Annotated in this window: 17 protein-coding genes; 15 read left to right on the plus strand and 2 right to left on the minus strand. The window is 37.4% G+C overall.

Annotated elements, in window-relative coordinates; all coding sequences use genetic code 11:
* Positions 1–39 precede the first annotated feature (39 nt).
* From prfC to deoD, 8 genes are all read left to right on the plus strand, one after another.
* Positions 40–1620 (plus strand): peptide chain release factor 3, encoded by a 1581-nt coding sequence (prfC, locus tag Q0791_RS14905; RefSeq protein ID WP_299007935.1) that lies wholly within the window; start codon positions 40–42, stop codon positions 1618–1620.
* 113 nt (positions 1621–1733) lie between these two features.
* On the plus strand, positions 1734–2519 hold the full coding sequence (locus Q0791_RS14910; RefSeq protein ID WP_299007940.1) for a TatD family hydrolase: 786 nt from the start codon (positions 1734–1736) through the stop codon (positions 2517–2519).
* A 177-nt stretch (positions 2520–2696) separates the two neighbouring features.
* Positions 2697–3956 carry a NupC/NupG family nucleoside CNT transporter gene (locus Q0791_RS14915; RefSeq protein WP_299007943.1) on the plus strand — a complete coding sequence of 420 codons (1260 nt, stop codon included), beginning with the start codon at positions 2697–2699 and terminating at the stop codon, positions 3954–3956.
* Between the two features lie 423 nt (positions 3957–4379).
* On the plus strand, positions 4380–5231 hold the full coding sequence (locus Q0791_RS14920) for an outer membrane protein OmpK (protein WP_299007981.1): 852 nt from the start codon (positions 4380–4382) through the stop codon (positions 5229–5231).
* A gap of 577 nt (positions 5232–5808) precedes the next feature.
* Positions 5809–6585: a deoxyribose-phosphate aldolase gene (gene deoC, locus Q0791_RS14925; RefSeq protein WP_299007945.1), complete on the plus strand. Its 777-nt coding sequence runs from the start codon at positions 5809–5811 to the stop codon at positions 6583–6585.
* Between the two features lie 74 nt (positions 6586–6659).
* Positions 6660–7991: a thymidine phosphorylase gene (gene deoA / locus Q0791_RS14930; RefSeq protein WP_299007947.1), complete on the plus strand. Its 1332-nt coding sequence runs from the start codon at positions 6660–6662 to the stop codon at positions 7989–7991.
* A gap of 12 nt (positions 7992–8003) precedes the next feature.
* Complete coding sequence (locus Q0791_RS14935) at positions 8004–9224, plus strand: phosphopentomutase (protein ID WP_299007950.1); 1221 nt, start codon at positions 8004–8006, stop codon at positions 9222–9224.
* 88 nt (positions 9225–9312) lie between these two features.
* On the plus strand, positions 9313–10023 hold the full coding sequence (gene deoD, locus Q0791_RS14940; RefSeq protein ID WP_299007953.1) for a purine-nucleoside phosphorylase: 711 nt from the start codon (positions 9313–9315) through the stop codon (positions 10021–10023).
* A gap of 56 nt (positions 10024–10079) precedes the next feature.
* On the opposite strand, the gene Q0791_RS14945 is transcribed toward deoD, so the two are convergent.
* Positions 10080–10802 (minus strand): AhpA/YtjB family protein, encoded by a 723-nt coding sequence (locus Q0791_RS14945; RefSeq protein ID WP_299007956.1) that lies wholly within the window; start codon positions 10800–10802, stop codon positions 10080–10082.
* 43 nt (positions 10803–10845) lie between these two features.
* Between Q0791_RS14945 and serB the strand changes: the two genes are divergently transcribed.
* The 4 genes from serB to Q0791_RS14965 all read left to right on the plus strand — a co-directional run bounded on the left by serB (position 10846) and on the right by Q0791_RS14965 (position 15207).
* Positions 10846–11826 carry a phosphoserine phosphatase SerB gene (gene serB / locus Q0791_RS14950; RefSeq protein ID WP_299007959.1) on the plus strand — a complete coding sequence of 327 codons (981 nt, stop codon included), beginning with the start codon at positions 10846–10848 and terminating at the stop codon, positions 11824–11826.
* A 240-nt stretch (positions 11827–12066) separates the two neighbouring features.
* On the plus strand, positions 12067–12984 hold the full coding sequence (locus Q0791_RS14955) for an alpha/beta fold hydrolase (RefSeq protein WP_299007962.1): 918 nt from the start codon (positions 12067–12069) through the stop codon (positions 12982–12984).
* 234 nt (positions 12985–13218) lie between these two features.
* Positions 13219–14097, plus strand: a complete 879-nt coding sequence (locus Q0791_RS14960; protein ID WP_299007965.1) for a sulfotransferase domain-containing protein — start codon at positions 13219–13221, stop codon at positions 14095–14097.
* 81 nt (positions 14098–14178) lie between these two features.
* Complete coding sequence (locus tag Q0791_RS14965; protein ID WP_299007966.1) at positions 14179–15207, plus strand: hypothetical protein; 1029 nt, start codon at positions 14179–14181, stop codon at positions 15205–15207.
* Between the two features lie 72 nt (positions 15208–15279).
* Here Q0791_RS14965 and Q0791_RS14970 read toward each other — a convergent pair whose 3' ends face one another.
* Positions 15280–16260 carry a glycosyltransferase family 52 gene (locus Q0791_RS14970; RefSeq protein WP_299007968.1) on the minus strand — a complete coding sequence of 327 codons (981 nt, stop codon included), beginning with the start codon at positions 16258–16260 and terminating at the stop codon, positions 15280–15282.
* A gap of 290 nt (positions 16261–16550) precedes the next feature.
* Between Q0791_RS14970 and Q0791_RS14975 the strand changes: the two genes are divergently transcribed.
* The 3 genes from Q0791_RS14975 to neuC are packed head-to-tail and all read left to right on the plus strand — an operon-like array spanning position 16551 to position 19382.
* Entirely contained in the window at positions 16551–17231 is a 681-nt protein-coding gene (locus tag Q0791_RS14975; protein WP_299007971.1) for an acylneuraminate cytidylyltransferase family protein, read from the plus strand.
* Entirely contained in the window at positions 17231–18268 is a 1038-nt protein-coding gene (locus tag Q0791_RS14980; RefSeq protein WP_299007973.1) for an N-acetylneuraminate synthase family protein, read from the plus strand. The genes Q0791_RS14975 and Q0791_RS14980 overlap by 1 nt, the downstream gene beginning before the upstream one ends.
* Positions 18261–19382: a UDP-N-acetylglucosamine 2-epimerase gene (neuC, locus tag Q0791_RS14985; protein WP_299007977.1), complete on the plus strand. Its 1122-nt coding sequence runs from the start codon at positions 18261–18263 to the stop codon at positions 19380–19382. The genes Q0791_RS14980 and neuC overlap by 8 nt, the downstream gene beginning before the upstream one ends.
* Positions 19383–19498: the final 116 nt, after the last annotated feature.

Raw genomic sequence — 19498 nt, forward strand, 5'->3', positions numbered from 1 at the left:
ATTGCCGCCTTTGTGAACTCCATGAATTTCAAGGTTAACATGTCAGCCAATAAAGTTGAGGTCGATAAGCGCCGCACGTTTGCGATTATTTCTCACCCCGATGCGGGTAAAACGACCATTACAGAAAAAGTGCTTTTATTTGGAAACGCACTTCAAAAAGCGGGAACGGTAAAGGGAAAGAAATCAGGTCAGCATGCTAAATCTGACTGGATGGAAATGGAAAAAGATCGTGGTATTTCTATTACGACTTCTGTTATGCAATTCCCATATCATGATGCCTTGATCAATTTATTGGATACACCCGGTCACGAAGATTTCTCAGAAGACACTTATCGTACATTAACCGCAGTGGATTCTTGTTTGATGGTTATTGATTCCGCAAAAGGGGTTGAGCAACGAACAATCAAGTTAATGGAAGTGACTCGGCTGCGTGATACACCGATTGTCACCTTCATGAATAAACTCGATCGTGATATTCGTGATCCCATTGATTTAATGGATGAAGTGGAAGAGGTACTTAATATTGCTTGCGCCCCTATCACTTGGCCTATCGGTGCAGGTAAAGAGTTCAAAGGGGTTTATCATTTATTACGTGATGAAGTGATTTTATACCAAAGTGGTATGGGACATACCATTCAAGACTCTGTCATCATTAAAGGCTTAAATAGTCCAGAACTGGATGAAGCGCTGGGCAGTTATGCTGATGAGCTGCGTGATGAAATGGAGTTAGTGGTAGGCGCATCACATGAATTTAATTTAGAAGCCTTCCTGAAAGGCGAGTTAACTCCTGTGTTTTTTGGTACTGCATTGGGTAACTTTGGTGTTGATCATATTCTTGATGGTATTGCAGCGTGGGCACCGACACCCCAGCCACGGGAAACTGAGGTGCGAAGTGTTGAGCCTTATGAAGACAAATTTAGTGGTTTTGTTTTTAAAATTCAAGCAAACATGGATCCTAAACATAGAGATAGGGTTGCTTTTATGCGCATTTGCTCTGGTAAGTATGAGCAAGGCATGAAAATGCGTCATGTGCGTCTCGGTAAAGATGTGAACGTGAGTGATGCGTTAACCTTCATGGCCGGAGATCGTAATCGTGCACAAGCTGCTTACCCTGGTGACATCATAGGTTTGCATAATCACGGTACTATTCGTATTGGGGATACCTTTACTCAAAATGAGCAACTCCGCTTTACAGGGATCCCTAACTTTGCACCTGAAATGTTCCGCCGTATTCGCTTAAAAGATCCTTTAAAGCAAAAGCAATTGCTTAAAGGTTTAGTACAGCTGTCTGAGGAAGGAGCTGTACAAGTTTTTCGTCCTTTAGATACCAATGATTTAATTGTTGGTGCGGTTGGAGTGTTACAGTTTGAAGTGGTTGTAGGCCGCTTGAAGTCTGAATATAAAGTGGAAGCCATCTACGAAGCTATTAGTGTAGCAACGGCTCGTTGGGTGTATTGTAGTGATGACAGAAAGCTTGAAGATTTTAAGCGTAAGTGCAGTGCTAATTTAGCCCTTGATGGTGGTGATAATCTGACTTATATTGCCCCGACTATGGTCAACTTGAATTTATCAATGGAGCGTTATCCTGATATTGAGTTCGCCAAAACACGGGAAAATTAATGCCGCTTTCATATTAAACAAAAACAGAGCAATATTGCTCTGTTTTTGTTTAGGGTGCATATATTATTGAAGTTAACTTTATTTTGTGTCAACGCCAATGCAAAGGGATCATCATGATAGAAGATTGCTCAATTATTGACAGCCATGCTCATTTAGATTTTGATGTCTTTGATGCACACAGGGCAAAATTATTTCATCAAATGAGACAAGAAGGTGTTAATACTCTCGTTTTACCTGGTGTGTCTTCTCTGCATTGGGAAAAACAATTGAAAGTGGCTACTGAGTATCATTGTCCTTTCGCTCTTGGCTTACACCCATGGTATTTGACAGCAGAAAATAGTGAAAATGATGTTGGGGCACTTAAAGGCTTGCTTGAAGCCCATAAGTTGAATCTTAGGTTAGTTGCGTTAGGTGAGTGTGGATTGGACAAGCGATGCCAAACAGATTGGCAACTTCAGTTAAGGGTATTTCATCAACAAATTGCCTTAGCCAAAGAGTACGATTTACCGTTAATGTTACACTCTGTTAAATCTGATGGGGAAATGTTAGCTATATTGAGGTCTGTTAGACATCAAAAAACTGGTGTGATCCACGGTTTTTCTGGCGCACCAGAAGTGGCCAAAGCTTATTTCGCATTGGATTATAAATTAGGAATAGGCCCACTTTTACTGAATTCTAATGCCAAAAAACTGCGAAAAACCGTTCAAGAACTACCTTTAAATGCGTTTGTTATTGAGACCGACATGAGTCGAGAAGCGTCAAAAAAAACACCGTTTAGTACAAATATTGCACATATTTTACATTCGATTATTGATGAAATGGCGAAAATACATAAAAAATCACCTGTTCTTATTTCAAAACAACTTCGCATTAATACTTGTGAACTCTATAATATATAGAGACTTATTCTTGTATAATACTTTTGTTGTTTCGTTTTCTTTGTAATGTTAATGAAATAAAGCGTCAAAAAATTGATCTAAACAGAGTTTTTCCCTGTTTGCTCGGGTATAATCCTTGTTGGAAAAAGGTTGATTAACAACATAATTAAAAAAATGTTAACAATGGGGTTATGGTTAATGAATATACTTATGAGCTTAGTAGGGGTGTTCACCTTACTTTTGATTGGCTTTTTGTTATCGAATAACAAAAAAGCAATCAATAAGCGCACTGTCTTTGGTGCGTTGGCGATTCAAGCCGCATTTGGTGGATTTGTTTTATATGTTCCAGTGGGTAAAGACATACTGAAAACTGTGTCTGATAAAGTATCGAGTGTAATAGGCTATGCGTCTGACGGTATTGGGTTCTTATTTGGTGATTTAGCTCACTTTAAATTAGGTTTCATTTTTGCTGTAAACGTCTTACCTGTTATTATCTTTTTCTCTTCTCTTATTGCTGTTCTTTATTATCTTGGCATCATGCAATGGATCATTCGTATCATTGGTGGTGGATTACAAAAAGCACTAGGCACTAGCCGTACAGAATCTATGTCTGCGACAGCTAACATTTTTGTTGGTCAAACAGAAGCGCCTCTTGTTGTTCGCCCATTCATTGCGACAATGACCAATTCTGAGCTATTTGCCATTATGGTGGGTGGTTTAGCGTCTATTGCGGGTTCTGTTTTAGCGGGTTATGCACAAATGGGGGTGCCCATTGAGTTCTTAGTTGCCGCTTCTTTCATGGCAGCACCAGGTGGTCTATTAATGGCTAAACTGATGCACCCTGAGACTGAAACACCTAAAAACGATATGGATGAGCTACCAGAAGATCCTGATAAGCCAGCTAACGTCATTGATGCGGCGGCAGCGGGTGCGTCTTCAGGTATGCATTTAGCCTTAAACGTAGGTGCAATGCTACTTGCTTTTGTGGGTTTGATTGCCATGCTTAACGGCATCATTGGTGGCGTCGGTGGCTGGTTTGGTATTGAAGGGCTAACCTTAGAGCTTATTCTAGGTTATATCTTTATGCCATTAGCATTCTTAATTGGTGTACCTTGGAATGAAGCCTTAGTTGCAGGTTCATTTATTGGACAAAAAATTGTTGTCAATGAATTTGTTGCTTATTTAAACTTTGTGCCTTATCTAAAAGATGTCGCGGACGGCGGCATGGTTATTGCCGAAACGGGTCTACCTATGACGGCAAGAACACAAGCGATTATTTCATTTGCCTTGTGTGGTTTTGCTAACTTGTCTTCTGTTGCGATTATCTTAGGTGGTTTAGGGGCGATGGCACCAAATCGTCGTCATGATTTAGCAAGATTAGGGATCCGTGCGGTTATCGCAGGTTCTTTATCTAACTTAATGAGTGCAACATTAGCGGGTCTTTTCCTTGCCATCTAATTCATATTGAATGAAGAAGTAAGGTTATTAATATTGGCTCTCTGTTTTGATTCATCCATGTGGTTATTATCAAAATAAAGAGTCGATATTTACTCAATCGTTTTCCATTTTAAATGTTAACAATATTATTTATCGTTTATTTATTATTGATGGCTAAATTAGTCGATGATAAAGCGATTATGAATTTAACGTGCTGATAAAAATAGAATTTTTTTGATTAAAATAAATATTTTTTTCTGTAAATAATGTTGTGATCATGATTTTTTTAAGTAAAATAAAGCATAATAAAATAAGAACTGACATGATTAATATGAGCAGTCAACTTTTATCAATTCGGTCTAAATCGAAACAAAAGTAATAACAATTATAAAAAATGCTGACTCTTCAAAGAAAGAGCAGTAAACCATAATAATGGGGTTGATGATGAAAAATATAAAAACACTTGCCTTAGCGGCGACTGCTGCTGCCGCTGTATCTGCGCCAAGTTTTGCAACCGATTACGGCGATGATATCCATAAAAATGATTACAAGTGGCTACAATTTAATGCCATGTATTCATTAGGTGAAAGACCAGCTTCTTCAACTGCTGATGGTGACAATCATCATAATTATCTTGAAATGGAGTTTGGTGGTCGCTCTGGAATTGTCGATTTATACGGTTACGTGGATATCTTTAACCTAGGCAATGAAAGCAGTGAAAATGGCGATAAAAACCCAGGTTCTGGTACCAGTAAACTCTTTATGAAGTTTGCACCACGTTTGTCGCTAGATGCGATGACAGGTTATGATCTTTCTTTCGGTCCAGTACAAGAGTTGTATTTTTCAACCCTGTTTAATTGGGATGGCTTAAATGGTGAAGGTGTCAATGCATCATTTTGGGGGTTAGGTGCGGATGTCATGGTACCATGGTTAGGCAAGACAGGCATGAACCTCTATGCGCATTATGATATTAATCGTAAACAATGGAATGGTTATCAGTTCTCGGCTAACTGGTTTAAGCCTTTTGTTAACTTTGATAATGGCAGCTTCTTGGCCTTTCAAGGTTACTTAGATTGGCAGTTTGGTGCTGATTCTGACTTAGGTGATGAGTTTGTTCCTATGACCTCAAGCGGTGGTGATATCTTCTTTGGTCTATATTGGCATAGCGATCGTTACGCATTGGGTTATGGCCTAAAAGGTTTCAAAGACGTCTACTTACTTAAAGATAATGGTGGATTGGTTGGTCTTTCAACAACGGGCTGGTCACATTACTTCAGTGCGACTTACAAGTTCTAATCGAGCTTGAATCGTGAGCTAAAAGCCGTGTCTAACACGGCTTTTTAATTTTGTCAGTCATGATGTTACAAGCTTTATTTTGTAAGCAGGGTCACATTATTATTGAGTGTGATTTGTTTAAATGAAGGAGCTGATAAAAGCGATGATTAATCCGCTTAGCAGTCATGTCGAGCAGTGTTTAATGAATAGGTTTTTTTTGGTGGAATATCGGGATAACTTCTGATAAAAAGCCACAATGTATTGAAAATCCTATTCATTAAAAATTAATGTTTTACGTTAAATGGAATTTTTCGGTCCTTAAGATTTCATTCGAGATCTGGCTTTCGATCTTCAAGGAACCAAGTCGTTTATTGATTTATTGAACGATCCAGGTTGTATCCGTAGCGCACTTAAGTTCGCTATGCCTTGCTTATGCATAATGTACACTCTAATAATTTTCGATTGCAGCAGAATTTGGCATTAACCATAATGACAAATCGCCTGTGTTTTCTGTTGCTTTCAGATGATGGATTTTACTCATAGGGTTCATGGCTCTATGACCCAATTTACTCATTTTAATTTATTTCGGAGCACGATTATGAGCGATTTAAAACAAGCGGCCCAAACTGCCATTCAGTTAATGGACTTAACCTCTCTTAATGATAATGATACAGATCAAGTGATTATCGATCTGTGTCATCAAGCCTTAACCCCTGCAGGCCATACGGCAGCGATTTGTATTTACCCACGTTTTATTCCTATTGCTCGAAAAACACTTAACGAATTGGGCGCAGAAGATATTAAAATTGCCACAGTGACCAATTTTCCTCATGGTAATGATGATATTGCCATTGCCGTGTTAGAAACCCGAGCCGCTGTGGCTTATGGAGCAGACGAAGTGGATGTGGTATTTCCTTACCGAGCGTTGATGGAAGGGAATGAAACCTTAGGTTTTGAGCTTGTTAAAGCCTGTAAAGAAGCCTGTGGTGATGAGGTGAAACTGAAAGTTATCATCGAATCTGGCGTACTTGAAAAGCCTGATTTAATTCGCCTGGCGTCAGAATTGTCTATCGATGCCGGTGCAGATTTTATCAAAACCTCAACGGGTAAAGTGGCTGTAAATGCCACTCTCGAAGCGGCGGAAATTATGATGACTGTCATCAGTGAGAAAAACACACAAGTGGGCTTTAAACCAGCCGGTGGCGTACGTGACGCTGTCGCTGCGGCAGAGTTTTTAGCCGTCGCTGAGCGATTATTAGGAAAAGAATGGGCCACACCTGACACATTCCGTTTTGGCGCATCGAGTTTATTAAATAATTTATTAGCAACATTAGATTTGGCATCGGCAGTGGATACGTCTCAAAGCGGATATTAATGAGTTTTATCAATAAATCAGCGGGATAAATCCAGTCGAATTCACTTTGTTCTTCATGACAAGGGAGCTTAAAAATGTTGTTAGCACAAGAAATTATTAGAAAAAAACGTAACATGCAGATCCTGTCTCAAGAAGAGATTGCTTTTTTTGTTAAAGGAATAAGCAACAATACCATTTCTGAGGGACAAATTGCGGCTTTGGGCATGGCTGTTTATTTTAATGACATGAACATGGATGAGCGTATCGCCTTAACCCAAGCAATGCGAGATTCAGGGGATGTGCTTAATTGGCAAAGCTTAAACCTTGATGGCCCTGTTGTTGATAAACATAGTACGGGTGGGGTCGGCGACTTAGTCAGTCTTGTGTTAGGGCCTATGGTTGCAGCTTGTGGTGGCTATGTGCCTATGATCTCTGGCCGAGGATTGGGTCACACGGGGGGAACATTGGATAAACTGGATGCGATCCCCGGTTACCAGACCGAGCCAGATAGCGGCTTATTTCGACGCCTTGTGAAAGATGTTGGCGTGGCCATTATTGGACAAACTGCAGATTTAGTGCCTGCGGATAAACGGTTTTATTCTATTCGTGATAATACTGCAACAGTGGAATCGATTTCATTGATCACGGCTTCTATTTTATCCAAAAAATTGGCGGCGGGTTTAGATGCGTTAGTGATGGATGTCAAAGTGGGTAATGGTGCTTTTATGCCCACTTACGAAGCTTCTGAAGATCTCGCTCGTAGCATTACCCAAGTGGCTAATGGCAGTGGTGCGCAAACCAGTGCATTGCTGACGAATATGGATCAAGTACTGGCGACTTGTGCGGGTAACGCTTTAGAAGTGAAAGAAGCGGTGGATTTTTTAACCGGAACCTACCGTCATCCGGGTCTTTTTGAGGTGACTATGGGTTTATGCACAGAAATGCTGCTGTTAGGTGGATTAGCCTCCAATGAAGCGCAAGCTCGTGTTAAACTTAACGCCGTTCTCAATAATGGTATGGCTGCAGAGGTTTTTGCTCGCATGGTGTCAGGACTCGGTGGCCCAACTGATTTTGTTGAGCGCTCAGAGCATTATTTACCGCAATCAAATATTATTCGTCCTGTGTATGCCAAGGGAGCAGGTTATATTGCGGCAATGGATACTAGGCAATTAGGCTTGGCCGTTGTCAATTTGGGGGGGGGACGTCATCGACCGGGTGATGAGTTAGATTATAGCGTGGGGTTATCAAAAGTACGCTCCATTGGTGAACCTATTACGTTAGACACACCGCTTGCCTTTGTTCATGCGCAGTCAGAAGAGGCATTTTTGCAAGCTGAACAAGCCGTACAGCAAGTAGTGAAAATTAGTGAAGAAAAGCCTGATTTGGCTCCTGAAATTTATCGTTATATTCGTCAGTCGGATGTATAACGGAGTAAGATTATGAAACGTACATTTATTTTAATGCTGGACTCGTTCGGTATTGGTGCTGCCAGTGATGCGGCTAAATTTGGTGATATGGGTTCTGATACTTTTGGGCATATTGCCAAAGAGTGTGCTGAAGGCCGTGCTGATATAGGTCGCGCAGGCCCGCTTAAGTTACCTAACCTTACTCGTTTAGGTTTAGCCCATGCTTCTAAAGAAAGTGTCGGTCATTTTCCAGCAGGTTTTGAACAGAGTGAAGGTTTAAATGTTATCGGAACTTATGGTTTTGCCGATGAATTAAGTTCAGGTAAAGATACACCAAGCGGGCATTGGGAAATGGCGGGCGTACCTGTTCTGTTCGATTGGGGCTATTTTACGGATTTAACCCATTCTTTTCCTAAGGCGCTAACGGATGATATTCTTGCTAGAGCAGGGTTATCCGGTTTTTTAGGAAACTGTCATGCATCAGGTACCACGATTTTGGAGCAGTTGGGCGAAGAGCACATGCGGACCGGAAAACCCATTTTCTATACGTCTGCAGATTCTGTTTTTCAAATCGCTTGTCATGAAGAAACTTTCGGTTTAGACAATCTTTACACCCTTTGTCAAATTGTACGTGAAGCTTTGAGTGATTATAATATTGGCCGCGTGATTGCGCGTCCTTTTGTGGGTACAGGTCCAGATGACTTTGCTCGTACGGGTAATCGTCGTGATTATTCCGTTGAACCCCCTTCAAAAACTGTGTTGGATAAATTGAAGGAGGCTAATGGGCAAGTGGTCAGTGTGGGTAAGATTGCTGACATTTATGCACATTGCGGGATCACTAAAAAAGTGAAGGCGACAGGTCTTGAAGCATTATTTGATGCGACGCTAGAAGAAATAAAACTGGCCAAAGATAAAAGCATTGTCTTTACCAATTTTGTCGATTTCGACTCCCACTATGGTCATCGCCGTGACGTGGCGGGCTATGCGAAAGCCTTAGAATATTTTGATGCCCGTTTACCCGAACTGCTGGCGTTACTCGATGATGATGATTTGCTTTTACTCACTGCTGATCATGGTTGTGATCCCACTTGGCCGGGCAGCGATCATACTCGTGAGAGAGTGCCTGTTTTAGCTTATGGCGGCGGATTGACGGCGGGTTCTATCGGCCTTCGAGGCAGTTTTGCAGATATCGGGCAGTCTATTGCGACCTATTTTGATTTATCACCGATGGACTACGGTAAATCTTTTATTTAATTGACTAACATTCTGATTGTATAAGCTTAGTGAATAAGGCTTATACAGTCAAAAGACTTATATTTTTTACTATTTAGAGGTTATATCCATGGCGACACCACATATCAATGCTGTAGACGGTGCTTTTGGCGAAACAGTATTGTTTCCTGGCGATCCATTACGTGCAAAATACATTGCAGAAACATTTTTAGAGAATGTAGAGCAAGTCACCGACGTTCGTAATATGCTTGGTTTTACTGGTACTTATAAAGGAAAGCGTATTTCTATTATGGGTTCTGGCATGGGGATCCCTTCATGTTCAATCTACGCCACTGAGTTGATCAAAGATTACGGCGTTAAAAATTTAATTCGTATTGGCACATGTGGTGCGATTAGCACAGATGTAAAAGTGCGTGATGTGATCATCGCTATGGGCGCATGCACTGATTCAAATGTGAATCGCTTGCGTTTCAAAGGCAATGACTTTGCCGCTATTTGTGATTATAGCTTGCTTTCTGCCGTTGCTGATTCAGCGAAAGCTAAAGGCATTAACACTCGTATTGGTAACGTTTTCACTGCGGATTTATTTTACACGCCTGATCCACAAATGTTCGATGTGATGGAAAAAATGGACATTCTTGGTGTTGAAATGGAAGCGGCAGGCCTTTATGGTGTTGCTAAAGAGTTTGGTGCAAAAGCATTGTGTGTGGTGACGGTATCAGATCACATTCGTACCGGTGAGGTGACCTCTTCAGATGAGCGTCAAACAACATTCAATGAAATGATTGAAATGACATTAGAAGCGGCTATTACCTTGTAATATTAGCGGCTTTTTAAAAAGTGAAAATAGGGAGTATATCTCTTTATTTTCACTTTTTATTTGTGGTCAGTGGGTTCTTCCTTTTCTTCCTTTTCTTCCTTTTCTTCTTTGCTACGTGATTCTCTTCTTAAGTGTTTGATCAATTTTATTCGCGCTTTACGCCTATCAACATAGACACGTTTATAAGAGAGTGAACGTGAAAGTAACATACCGATAATGCCTGCAATAAGCAGCATGATTTGTTGTTGCTTCATATTCAGCTCATGAGCCGATTTGATATCATTTAAAAAAGAATTAGGTGTCAACCTGAGTTCAATATAACCTAAGTTTTCATTGTCTTGTAATATAGGTTCAACATAAGGGGGGTAGCTATTGAGTATACTTGTGAGTGTATGAGAGTTAGGGGTCAAGGGGGTATCACTGACTTGTTGTGCAAATGCGAGGCGGACGCCATCATGGTTAAAAATACTGGCCGACATGACTTTTGGATCTTGGATTAACGCATTGGCTAACCAGTTTAATTGTTGTTCATCGTTTAATTTTAGTGCTGGCGCTGCCGCATAGGCTGTTTGTTGCACAAATAAACGTGCCATCTTTTCTGTTTGGGACTTTAGAAGCTGTTGACCTTGTAGTAGGCTTGTTTCCCAGAGTTGAAACAAACTAATCATCAACAGAACCGCTATGATGATCTGAATAAGTCGACTAATTCTGTGGCTCTTTTTTAGACCTTTAAGGAAAAACACGTCGCACCTTAATTTATTGTATGCAAATTTTATCATAAATGATTTTGCAATATCCCGATAGTTGGAGAGAAATAAAGTAATGAAAAGTTTGACTGAAGTATCGTTGTTTCCTTGGTTACGAGATAGGACTTTGTCACAATGTATGATCCATGACGTGAGTTTTACTCGACATGAAGAAGCTCATTTTCCCACAGGCGCATTCAGATACCGTTTTATTTATCAGACGACAAATGATGAAAGGCTATTAGCCCAATATTTGATAGGAATAAAACAGGATATTTCTATCACAGTGATTGAAAGACAGTCTCAGTACTATTGCATTGAAATTGCACTAAAAATACCACTTAGTGATAAGGTGCTGAATACCCTTTTCTTTGACAGTACGATTGAATTATTTAGTTTACCAAGCAATTTGCCACTGCTGAATAAAGCGGGTGTTCTGGTGATGGATATGGACTCGACAGCCATTGAAATTGAATGTATTGATGAGCTAGCCAATATGGCGGGAGTGGGTAAAGCGGTGAGTGAAGTCACTGAAAGAGCAATGCAAGGTGAACTCGATTTTGAGGAAAGCTTGCGAGCGCGTGTGGCACAATTGAAAGGGGCTCAGGCTGGTATTATTGACGTATTATGCCAAGATTTACCGCTTATGCCGGGATTAGTCGATATGGTGGAAGAGCTTAAGTCCCATGGCTGGTATTTAGTGCTTGCCTCTGGAGGATTTACCGCGTTTGTTGAGCATTTGAAAGATAAGCTTGATCTTGATGCCGCGTTTGCTAATCAACTCGTTATTGAAAATAAGCAATTAACTGGCGAAGTTCAAGGACAGGTAGTGGATGCGCAATTCAAAGCGGATATTTTAAAAGCCTGTGCTAAACGTTGGAGCATAGACGCTGGGCAACGATTGGCCATTGGTGATGGAGCGAATGATATTCCTATGATTCGAGCGGCTGATTTTGGCATTGCTTTTCATGGTAAGGCTAAATTAACCCAAGAGGCTGATGTTGCTATTCATAAAATGGATTTAAAGGCACTACCTTTTTTATTGCTTTTAGCTTGAACTTGCACCTAAACTCTAACAGGGTTTGGGTGAAATCCCATATATAATCCAATTTTTTTGTTTTAAGGTAGACTAAAAAACTCTGTTTGAATAGTGAGTCTATCTTATTGAAATGATTATAACTTAATGATTTTACTTGTTTGGTGTTTTTTATTTTTTCCGATTAGAGTCATTAATCTTGTTTTTGTTATGTTAATTCAGTAAGTTGGTTGTTAGTTTTGTTATTATTGATGTGAAATTGTGAGCATAAGTCAACAATCTTTATTTATTCCCTATCATACTGGTCATTTACATTTACGGCAGATCATGCCCTTTGATAAGAGCAAACATCCGATCCCTATTTTGATGCTACACGGTGCTATTTCTAATGGTAGAATTTTCTATAGTGAATCAAATAAAGGACTTGCTAGCTACTTAGCCAGTCAAGGTTTTATTGTTTATGTCATGGATATTGAAGGACGCGGAAAAAGTATACCTAGACTGGGGGCGGGGTCTCATTTAGGGCAAGGTGAGGTGATCAGGGAGCAACTTCCCCTAGTACAACAATATATTTTGACTCAGCACCCTGAAATCAGCCAAGTGCACTGGTGTGCTCATTCATGGGGTGGAGTATTAATGGCGAGTGCTATCGTCCGTTATGATTATTTTCAACGGAATGTGGCTTCATTGGTGACTTTTGGTAGTAAGCGAAAAGTGTACATTAACTCCTTAAAAAAATGGCTAGTCATTAAATTTGGATGGGGATATTTAGCACGGTTTATTGCATGGAGAAAAGGGTATTTTCCGGCAGATAAATGGCGTGTAGGCATGGATAATGAGAGTGAATCTTCACTGAAGCAAAGTATTCAATGGGTCAATGGAGATTGGATTGACACCGATGATGGTTTTGACTATGCCAAAGCGGCGAAGAAAACCCAATGGCCTAAAACATGGTTTATTGCAGGGAACGGCGATAAAGTACTGGGTCATCCTGAGGATGTGAAAAATATGATTGAGGAATGCCAATTCCAAGATTTACAATATACACTTTTATCCAAAAAAGAAGGGTTTAAGCATGATTATGATCATGCAGGAATGCTGATCCATCAGGATATCACAAAAGAGTTTTTCCCCAGTGTTAGTGATTGGTATTTACATTTTTATGATTTATGTAAATAGATGAAGTTGGAATGTATAAAGGTTTATTTTAATCGTTTATTTTTCTCACTGAATATGGTATTTATTTTGGCCACTATTGGGGTATTTTAAATAACAGTAATTAATCGCATTATCAATACATTAGGTTAGTTTAAGATGGGATATTGAATAGTGTAAAGTATATTAAATTCAGTTCATAAGAGTTTGAACTTACCTATAATCTGAATGTCTGAGTATTCTGTATATAGAAATATAATGTCATTAACCCTTAATTATTGTGATAATATGCTGAATAAAATAAAGAAAATTTTAAATGCTCGAACAGATAAAAAGCTAGAACAAATGAAGAGAAAAATAGTCCTTTCTTCTTTGACTAAGGATAATATATGGTTTTATTCCCAGATGAAATCTGGAACAACTTATACTATCAATTTCCTTATTAATTATTTTACTTTGCATAAAAATAAAGTCCATGATTTTAGCGAACTGAAAAGTAAACTTAATTTCTTTCACAGTACTCATCAATTAATCAAAAGTGTATCACCATCAAAAATAATCAATGAACAAGAGAGTATTTTGAAGGGGTATGATTTTTCATTGATTGTTCATACTCATGAAAACATAATTGATTATTCTAAAAAAAGAATTTTAATGACAAGAAATCCCCTAGATTACATCGTTAGCAGTTATTTTTTTCATTATAAAAATAGAGGTAGTCATAAAAGTATCAATCAGTTATGGAAAAAGATTGCTAATTTATATATTGAAAATCATAATGCTCAAATGAAAATATTAAATGAACAACCCAAAACAACAAAATTGATCCAATATGAAACTTTAATTAATAATCCTGAAGAAACCTTTTATGATTTATTATGCTTTCTAAATGTGAAAGTTGTGAATGAGTTACTCACAGAAAGTATTGAGTTATCTTCTAAAAAAGCGGTTAAGAAAATGGAGTCATTAGAGGGAAAAGCCATTATTGCATCTTCAGAAAAATTTACAGGAAAATCTTTCATTCGAAGTGGTAAAGTTGGGGATTGGAAGGAGCATGTCGATGATAAATTATCAGAAGAAATACTTGATTATTTAGAATTAAATGGAATTAAAACAGATATGTTCAGTTACCATTAGTATCGTTTTTTATACACAAAAATTATTTATCTATTTTATCTATTTTATCTATTTTATCTATTTTATTAATTGGATTGATATATGGTTAAACTTTACATTCATATTGGTTCACATAAAACGGGGTCAACAACGATTCAACATGGGTTGAAAGAAAAATCAAAAGATGGCATGAAGGAAGGGTGGCGATACGTTAAAACACCTAAATGTGTAAAGCAACTCATGTGGGCACATGAATATAATACCACTCTCGTTGATAATTTTAAAAAAGCACTTAAGAAAAATATTAAGTTACATAATGAAATTAGCCATTATGTGATGAGTAGCGAATTTATTATGGGAAATCCTGATAATGGCTATAAGAATTCAGCTATAGCTGCAAAAATATTACGCAAAGCCACTGAAGAATATGATGTCTCCATTATCATTTACTTGAGGAGACAAGATGATTTTGTTGAATCTATGTATACTCAAAATATACACCAGGGAAGAACTATTGATTTTAATACCTTTTTTGAAGCTTTTAAAGTGGATGAAGCTTTGGATTATAGGCGAATACTTAATGATTTCGAATTGGAGTTTGATAAAGAGAATTTAATCGTAAAATCATATCACGCGGCATCTAAAGTGGGACTACTTAATGATTTTTCAGAGGTAATAGGTAGCCGTCTTTTATTAGAGTCGACAAGAAAAAGAAGTAATCCAAGTTATTCTAAATCTGCACTTGAAATAGCAAGAATATGTAATCCACATCTTCATAAAAAAGACCGACGGAAAATGAGGACAAGCCTTCAAGCTTCTATGATGAAAAAAAAGGAGGAGTCTTTTTCATTTTTATCGCCTGATTTACGGGAGAAATTTTTAATAAAATATATTGCTTCCAATAAAGCAGTGTCAGAGCGATTTTTTGGTGGTGATTTATCTCGTCTTTTCCCTTTAGCTAATAATAGCGTGACGGAAGAGACTCCTGCTCAAATAACGAATGAGCAAGTCGCAACATTGATTTTGAATATACTCAAAAAAGAAGATAAAGAAAATTTATTTTCCCGTGTCAGAAAATTTTTAGCTTCGCTGAGAAATATCAAGTTAAATAAGGTAACTCGTTTATATTGATAAAATTATCTCTCAGCGAAAGCATCACTTTAATCTTGTTTTTTATATTTTAAAGCGTGAAGTTGTCTGGAATTATAAATGTAATCGATTTATCGTGTTTTGGTATCTATCTTTGAAATTAAAATATTTAGGGGCTTTAGCATAAATTATATGGTTAGCGTTTTTAGAAAAAATACTTGCAGCAGTAGAAAATAAAGTGATGACATGATTAAACTTAATACCAAATAGTGCGACGAGTTCAACTGGAAAATCTTTGTTGATAACTATTGCATTGGGGAAATGTTTTTTATAATCCGTTTTCTCCTTTGGATGTGGTTTAATGATTATTTCTTTTTCGTTAAGGTTATACTCTTTCATTAACTTTGAATAGCCGAGTATTTTATCTTGTTCGGTACAGTTATTATCTTCATTGAGTGGTTGTGTTAGTAGTAAATCAAAGCTGTTATCGGGAATGTTTAATTCATTTGAATCGACATCAAATAGCTTTAAGATAATGTTTTTCTCATCATCTGTTTTTACTTTCCAGCTTTCTTTGATATCAATATGGATGACTTTATTTTTTAACTTATCTAATACCTTTATGGGTTCCGCAATGATAAACTGGTTTATTGATTTGAAGTGAGTGGCTTCTCGAAGATAAAGTCTTTTCTGTAGCGCACTAATAAAGTTTCTTTTTTTAGGCCCATTAATTAAATGTTGTCGTGTTCCAACACCATCTTCAATTTGTATTTGATAGGATTTTACTAAACTATTATCGATTGATTCTATGTTTCCAATTACTTTATTGTATTGATTAAAAAGGTTTTTTTGTTCTATTTTTTTCTTGTAAAAGTCTAGTGGGTTATAGATGGGTGATCGACTTATAGGTTTATTCTGTCCATTGTAGGCAGTATTCTCATCGATACAATGGACAGTTTCTTTTAAACGTGATATGAATTCAGTTGATATTCTATTGCCAAAAATGAGATAGTCTCTTTTTAACCAATCTTTATCATAAAGCATATATAAAAATAAGCTGTAGTAAGTGTTTTCATAAACTAAAATATTATTCATACTTTTAAGTGATCATGGATATCCTATAAGTTTAATCATTCTAGTATAAAAAGTTTTTATAAAGAAGTGATTCGAAATTATTTTCTTTTTTTACTTTAATTTTGTTGTATTTAATGACGCATTATGTTTAATTGTTGTTAAATCTGTATTGATTGACGTTTTAATGGTAGTCTTGTATTTCAAACTTGTTTTATTTGATGTGGGTTGTTGGTGTTATTTAATTATTTCTGTATTTTGCTTAAGAATTAAAGTAGGATTGAATTTAACTATCTTTCATTAATTTGTATGAGATGAGACGAAAAATCGTTGCAGTTATTCCTGCTAGGGGAGGCTCTAAGGGCATTCCTCGAAAAAATTTAGCATTGTTAGCTGGAAAACCATTAATTTGGTATTCAATTCAATCAGCTAAAGAAAGCGGTTTATTTGATGAAATCCTTGTTTCATCAGATGATGACGAAATATTACAACTGGCTATTAGTGAAAAAGTATTGGCTCAAAAAAGGCCCTTAACTTTAGCGCAAGATTTAACAACGTCTAACGAAGTGATCAATTTTATTATAGAAGAAAATAAGTATGAAAAAAGTGATCTTATTTGTTTACTTCAACCGACTTCTCCTTTTAGAACTGCTATTCATATAAAGAATGCATTCTCCATTAGAAATGAGCACTCGACGGTCATTAGTGTGAAAAAACAAAACAAATCAGTATATAAGACTTTTTTGTTAGGAGAGGACGGCTTTTTACAAGGGTTAGTTTCTTCTGAAGCGCCTTTTATTCCAAGGCAATTGATCCCTGATCTATATTTACCTAATGGTGCTATTTATATTTTTAGTGTTGAAAAATTTATTGAATCCAAGAATAAAATCCCTCAAACAAATATTGTTCCATTTGTAATGGAAGATATTGAAAGTATTGATATAGATTCTTCAGAGGATCTTATTATGGCTAATCAGATTTTGGAAAGTAAATAATGATTGAATTAGAGATTGCGGGTCGAAAAATAGGCAATGAACATCCTACGTTTGTTATTGCTGAAATCGGTATTAATCATGGTGGTTCTCTTGTCGTCGCCAAAGAGATGGTCGACTCAGCTAAGCGTGCTGGAGCAGAAGTCATTAAACATCAAACTCATATACTTGATGATGAAATGAGTGGATCTGCAAAAAAAATTATTCCTGGCAATACAACTAAATCCATTTATCAGGTGATGGATGAATGCAGCTTAACGTTAGAAGAAGAGATAGAGCTTAAGCATTATGTTGAAGCGCACAATATGCTGTATATCAGTACGCCATTTTCTAGAGCCGCTGCAGATTTCTTAATGGAGCAGAATGTCCCTGCATTTAAAATTGGCTCTGGAGAATGCAATAATTTTCCTTTAATTGAACATATTGCAGGTTTTGGTAAGCCTATTATTCTCAGTACTGGTATGAATGATATTAAAACCGTTGATAAAGCGGTTGAAATAATGGAAAAAGCGAATATTGGTTATGGGTTACTGCATTGCACTAATCTTTACCCGACACCACCTGAACTCATCAGGCTTGGGGCCATTTCACAAATGCGCGCTCATTACTCCAATGCTGTCATTGGATTATCTGATCATTCATTAGACAATTATGCTTGTTTCGGGGCTGTTGCCGTCGGTGCCAATATAATTGAACGTCACTACACGGATCATAAACAGCGATTGGGCCCAGATATTGTGTGTTCTATGGATGAGAAAGAACTTAAAGAATTGATCCATGGTTGTGAAGTCATACGTCGTGCTAGATTTGGTGAAAAAAACTTACTTGAAGAAGAGCAAGTGACTCGTGATTTTGCCTATGCATCAGTAGTGGCGATTGATGATATTAAAGCCGGTGATATATTGACAAAAGATAATATTTGGGTGAAAAGACCTGGAACAGGTGAACTCAGTGCAGCAGACTTTGAAGGTCTTTTAGGCAAAAAATCAACTCGAAATATTGCCCATGATGAAATGCTAAAACAGACTGATTATGAATAAAAAAATTTTATTTATTACTGGAACGCGTGCTGATTTTGGTAAACTCAAGCCCTTGATATATGAGTGTGAATCTAGGTTTGACACGCATATCTTTGTTACGGGAATGCATATGTTGACCAAATATGGCTCGACATATAAAGAGGTTTATAAATCTGGTTTTAAGCAAGTTTATCAGTTTGTGAATCAAAATGCTGACGATAAAATGGATGCTATTCTAGCGAAAACAATTATAGGGTTATCTGATTTTGTTACCGAGCTTAAACCCGATATGATTTTTGTTCATGGTGACAGAGTAGAGGCCTTGGCCAGTGCGATTGTAGGGAGTTTAAATAATATTAAAGTCGCTCATATCGAGGGAGGCGAAATTTCGGGAACTATCGATGAGCATATTCGTCATTCTGTGAGTAAGTTATCTCATATACATTTTGTTTGTAATGAACAAGCTAAAAAAAGATTAATTCAATTGGGCGAATTAGCCCAGTATATTTATCCCATTGGTTCTTCAGATATGGATGTGATGATAAGTGATAAGCTACCCACATTGGCTGAAGTGAAATTCAGGTATGATATTGAATTTGAAAAGTTTGGTATTGTACTTTTTCATCCTGTGACGACGGAAATTGAAACATTACATGATGAAATTAAAGTCTTTATCGGAAGCCTGAAGAAAAGCGAACAGCAATATGTTGTAATATACCCTAATAATGATCTTGGCAGTCATCTTATTTTATCTGCTTATGATGAGTTAAAAGGTAATAAAGACTTTGTTGTTATTCCTTCTATGCGCTTTGAGTATTTTTTAACATTATTAAAATATAGTCACTTTATTATTGGTAATAGTAGTGCCGGCGTACGAGAAGCTCCTTTCTATCAAGTTCCGAGTATCAATATTGGTACTCGGCAACATAATCGTGCTCAATCTAAAAGTATCTTAAATGTTACAATGCGTGAAGATGAAATCATGCAGGCGATGACTCGTATCAATCAGGGTCATATAACGATAGAGTCTATTGATGAGTTTGGTGATGGTCGCAGTGCTGAGAAGTTCATCGAAGTCATTACTCAAGAGTCATTTTGGCAGGCTCCAGTACAAAAAATATTTAATGATTTATAGTCTCTTTAGTCAACATCTTGTTATTTCAAAGATGTTGATTTATACCCGTGACTGATGAATCCCCAGTTTTTTTACTCACAGGTGATTCCCAGGAAGTTGATTTTATTTGGGAACTT

This window comes from uncultured Shewanella sp. (assembly GCF_947495455.1).
GTDB lineage: Bacteria > Pseudomonadota > Gammaproteobacteria > Enterobacterales > Shewanellaceae > Shewanella.

Coding starts and splice junctions, on each gene's coding strand:
- Q0791_RS14970 (WP_299007968.1), bottom strand. CDS start 16,260: ATGAATAATATTTTAGTTTATGAAAACACTTACTACAGCTTATTTTTA.
- Q0791_RS14980 (WP_299007973.1), top strand. CDS start 17,231: ATGATTGAATTAGAGATTGCGGGTCGAAAAATAGGCAATGAACATCCT.
- Q0791_RS14975 (WP_299007971.1), top strand. CDS start 16,551: ATGAGACGAAAAATCGTTGCAGTTATTCCTGCTAGGGGAGGCTCTAAG.
- Q0791_RS14945 (WP_299007956.1), bottom strand. CDS start 10,802: ATGATAAAATTTGCATACAATAAATTAAGGTGCGACGTGTTTTTCCTT.
- deoD (WP_299007953.1), top strand. CDS start 9,313: ATGGCGACACCACATATCAATGCTGTAGACGGTGCTTTTGGCGAAACA.
- Q0791_RS14910 (WP_299007940.1), top strand. CDS start 1,734: ATGATAGAAGATTGCTCAATTATTGACAGCCATGCTCATTTAGATTTT.
- deoA (WP_299007947.1), top strand. CDS start 6,660: ATGTTGTTAGCACAAGAAATTATTAGAAAAAAACGTAACATGCAGATC.
- Q0791_RS14920 (WP_299007981.1), top strand. CDS start 4,380: ATGAAAAATATAAAAACACTTGCCTTAGCGGCGACTGCTGCTGCCGCT.
- Q0791_RS14965 (WP_299007966.1), top strand. CDS start 14,179: ATGGTTAAACTTTACATTCATATTGGTTCACATAAAACGGGGTCAACA.
- Q0791_RS14915 (WP_299007943.1), top strand. CDS start 2,697: ATGAATATACTTATGAGCTTAGTAGGGGTGTTCACCTTACTTTTGATT.
- Q0791_RS14960 (WP_299007965.1), top strand. CDS start 13,219: ATGTCATTAACCCTTAATTATTGTGATAATATGCTGAATAAAATAAAG.
- prfC (WP_299007935.1), top strand. CDS start 40: ATGTCAGCCAATAAAGTTGAGGTCGATAAGCGCCGCACGTTTGCGATT.
- deoC (WP_299007945.1), top strand. CDS start 5,809: ATGAGCGATTTAAAACAAGCGGCCCAAACTGCCATTCAGTTAATGGAC.
- serB (WP_299007959.1), top strand. CDS start 10,846: ATGAAAAGTTTGACTGAAGTATCGTTGTTTCCTTGGTTACGAGATAGG.
- Q0791_RS14935 (WP_299007950.1), top strand. CDS start 8,004: ATGAAACGTACATTTATTTTAATGCTGGACTCGTTCGGTATTGGTGCT.
- neuC (WP_299007977.1), top strand. CDS start 18,261: ATGAATAAAAAAATTTTATTTATTACTGGAACGCGTGCTGATTTTGGT.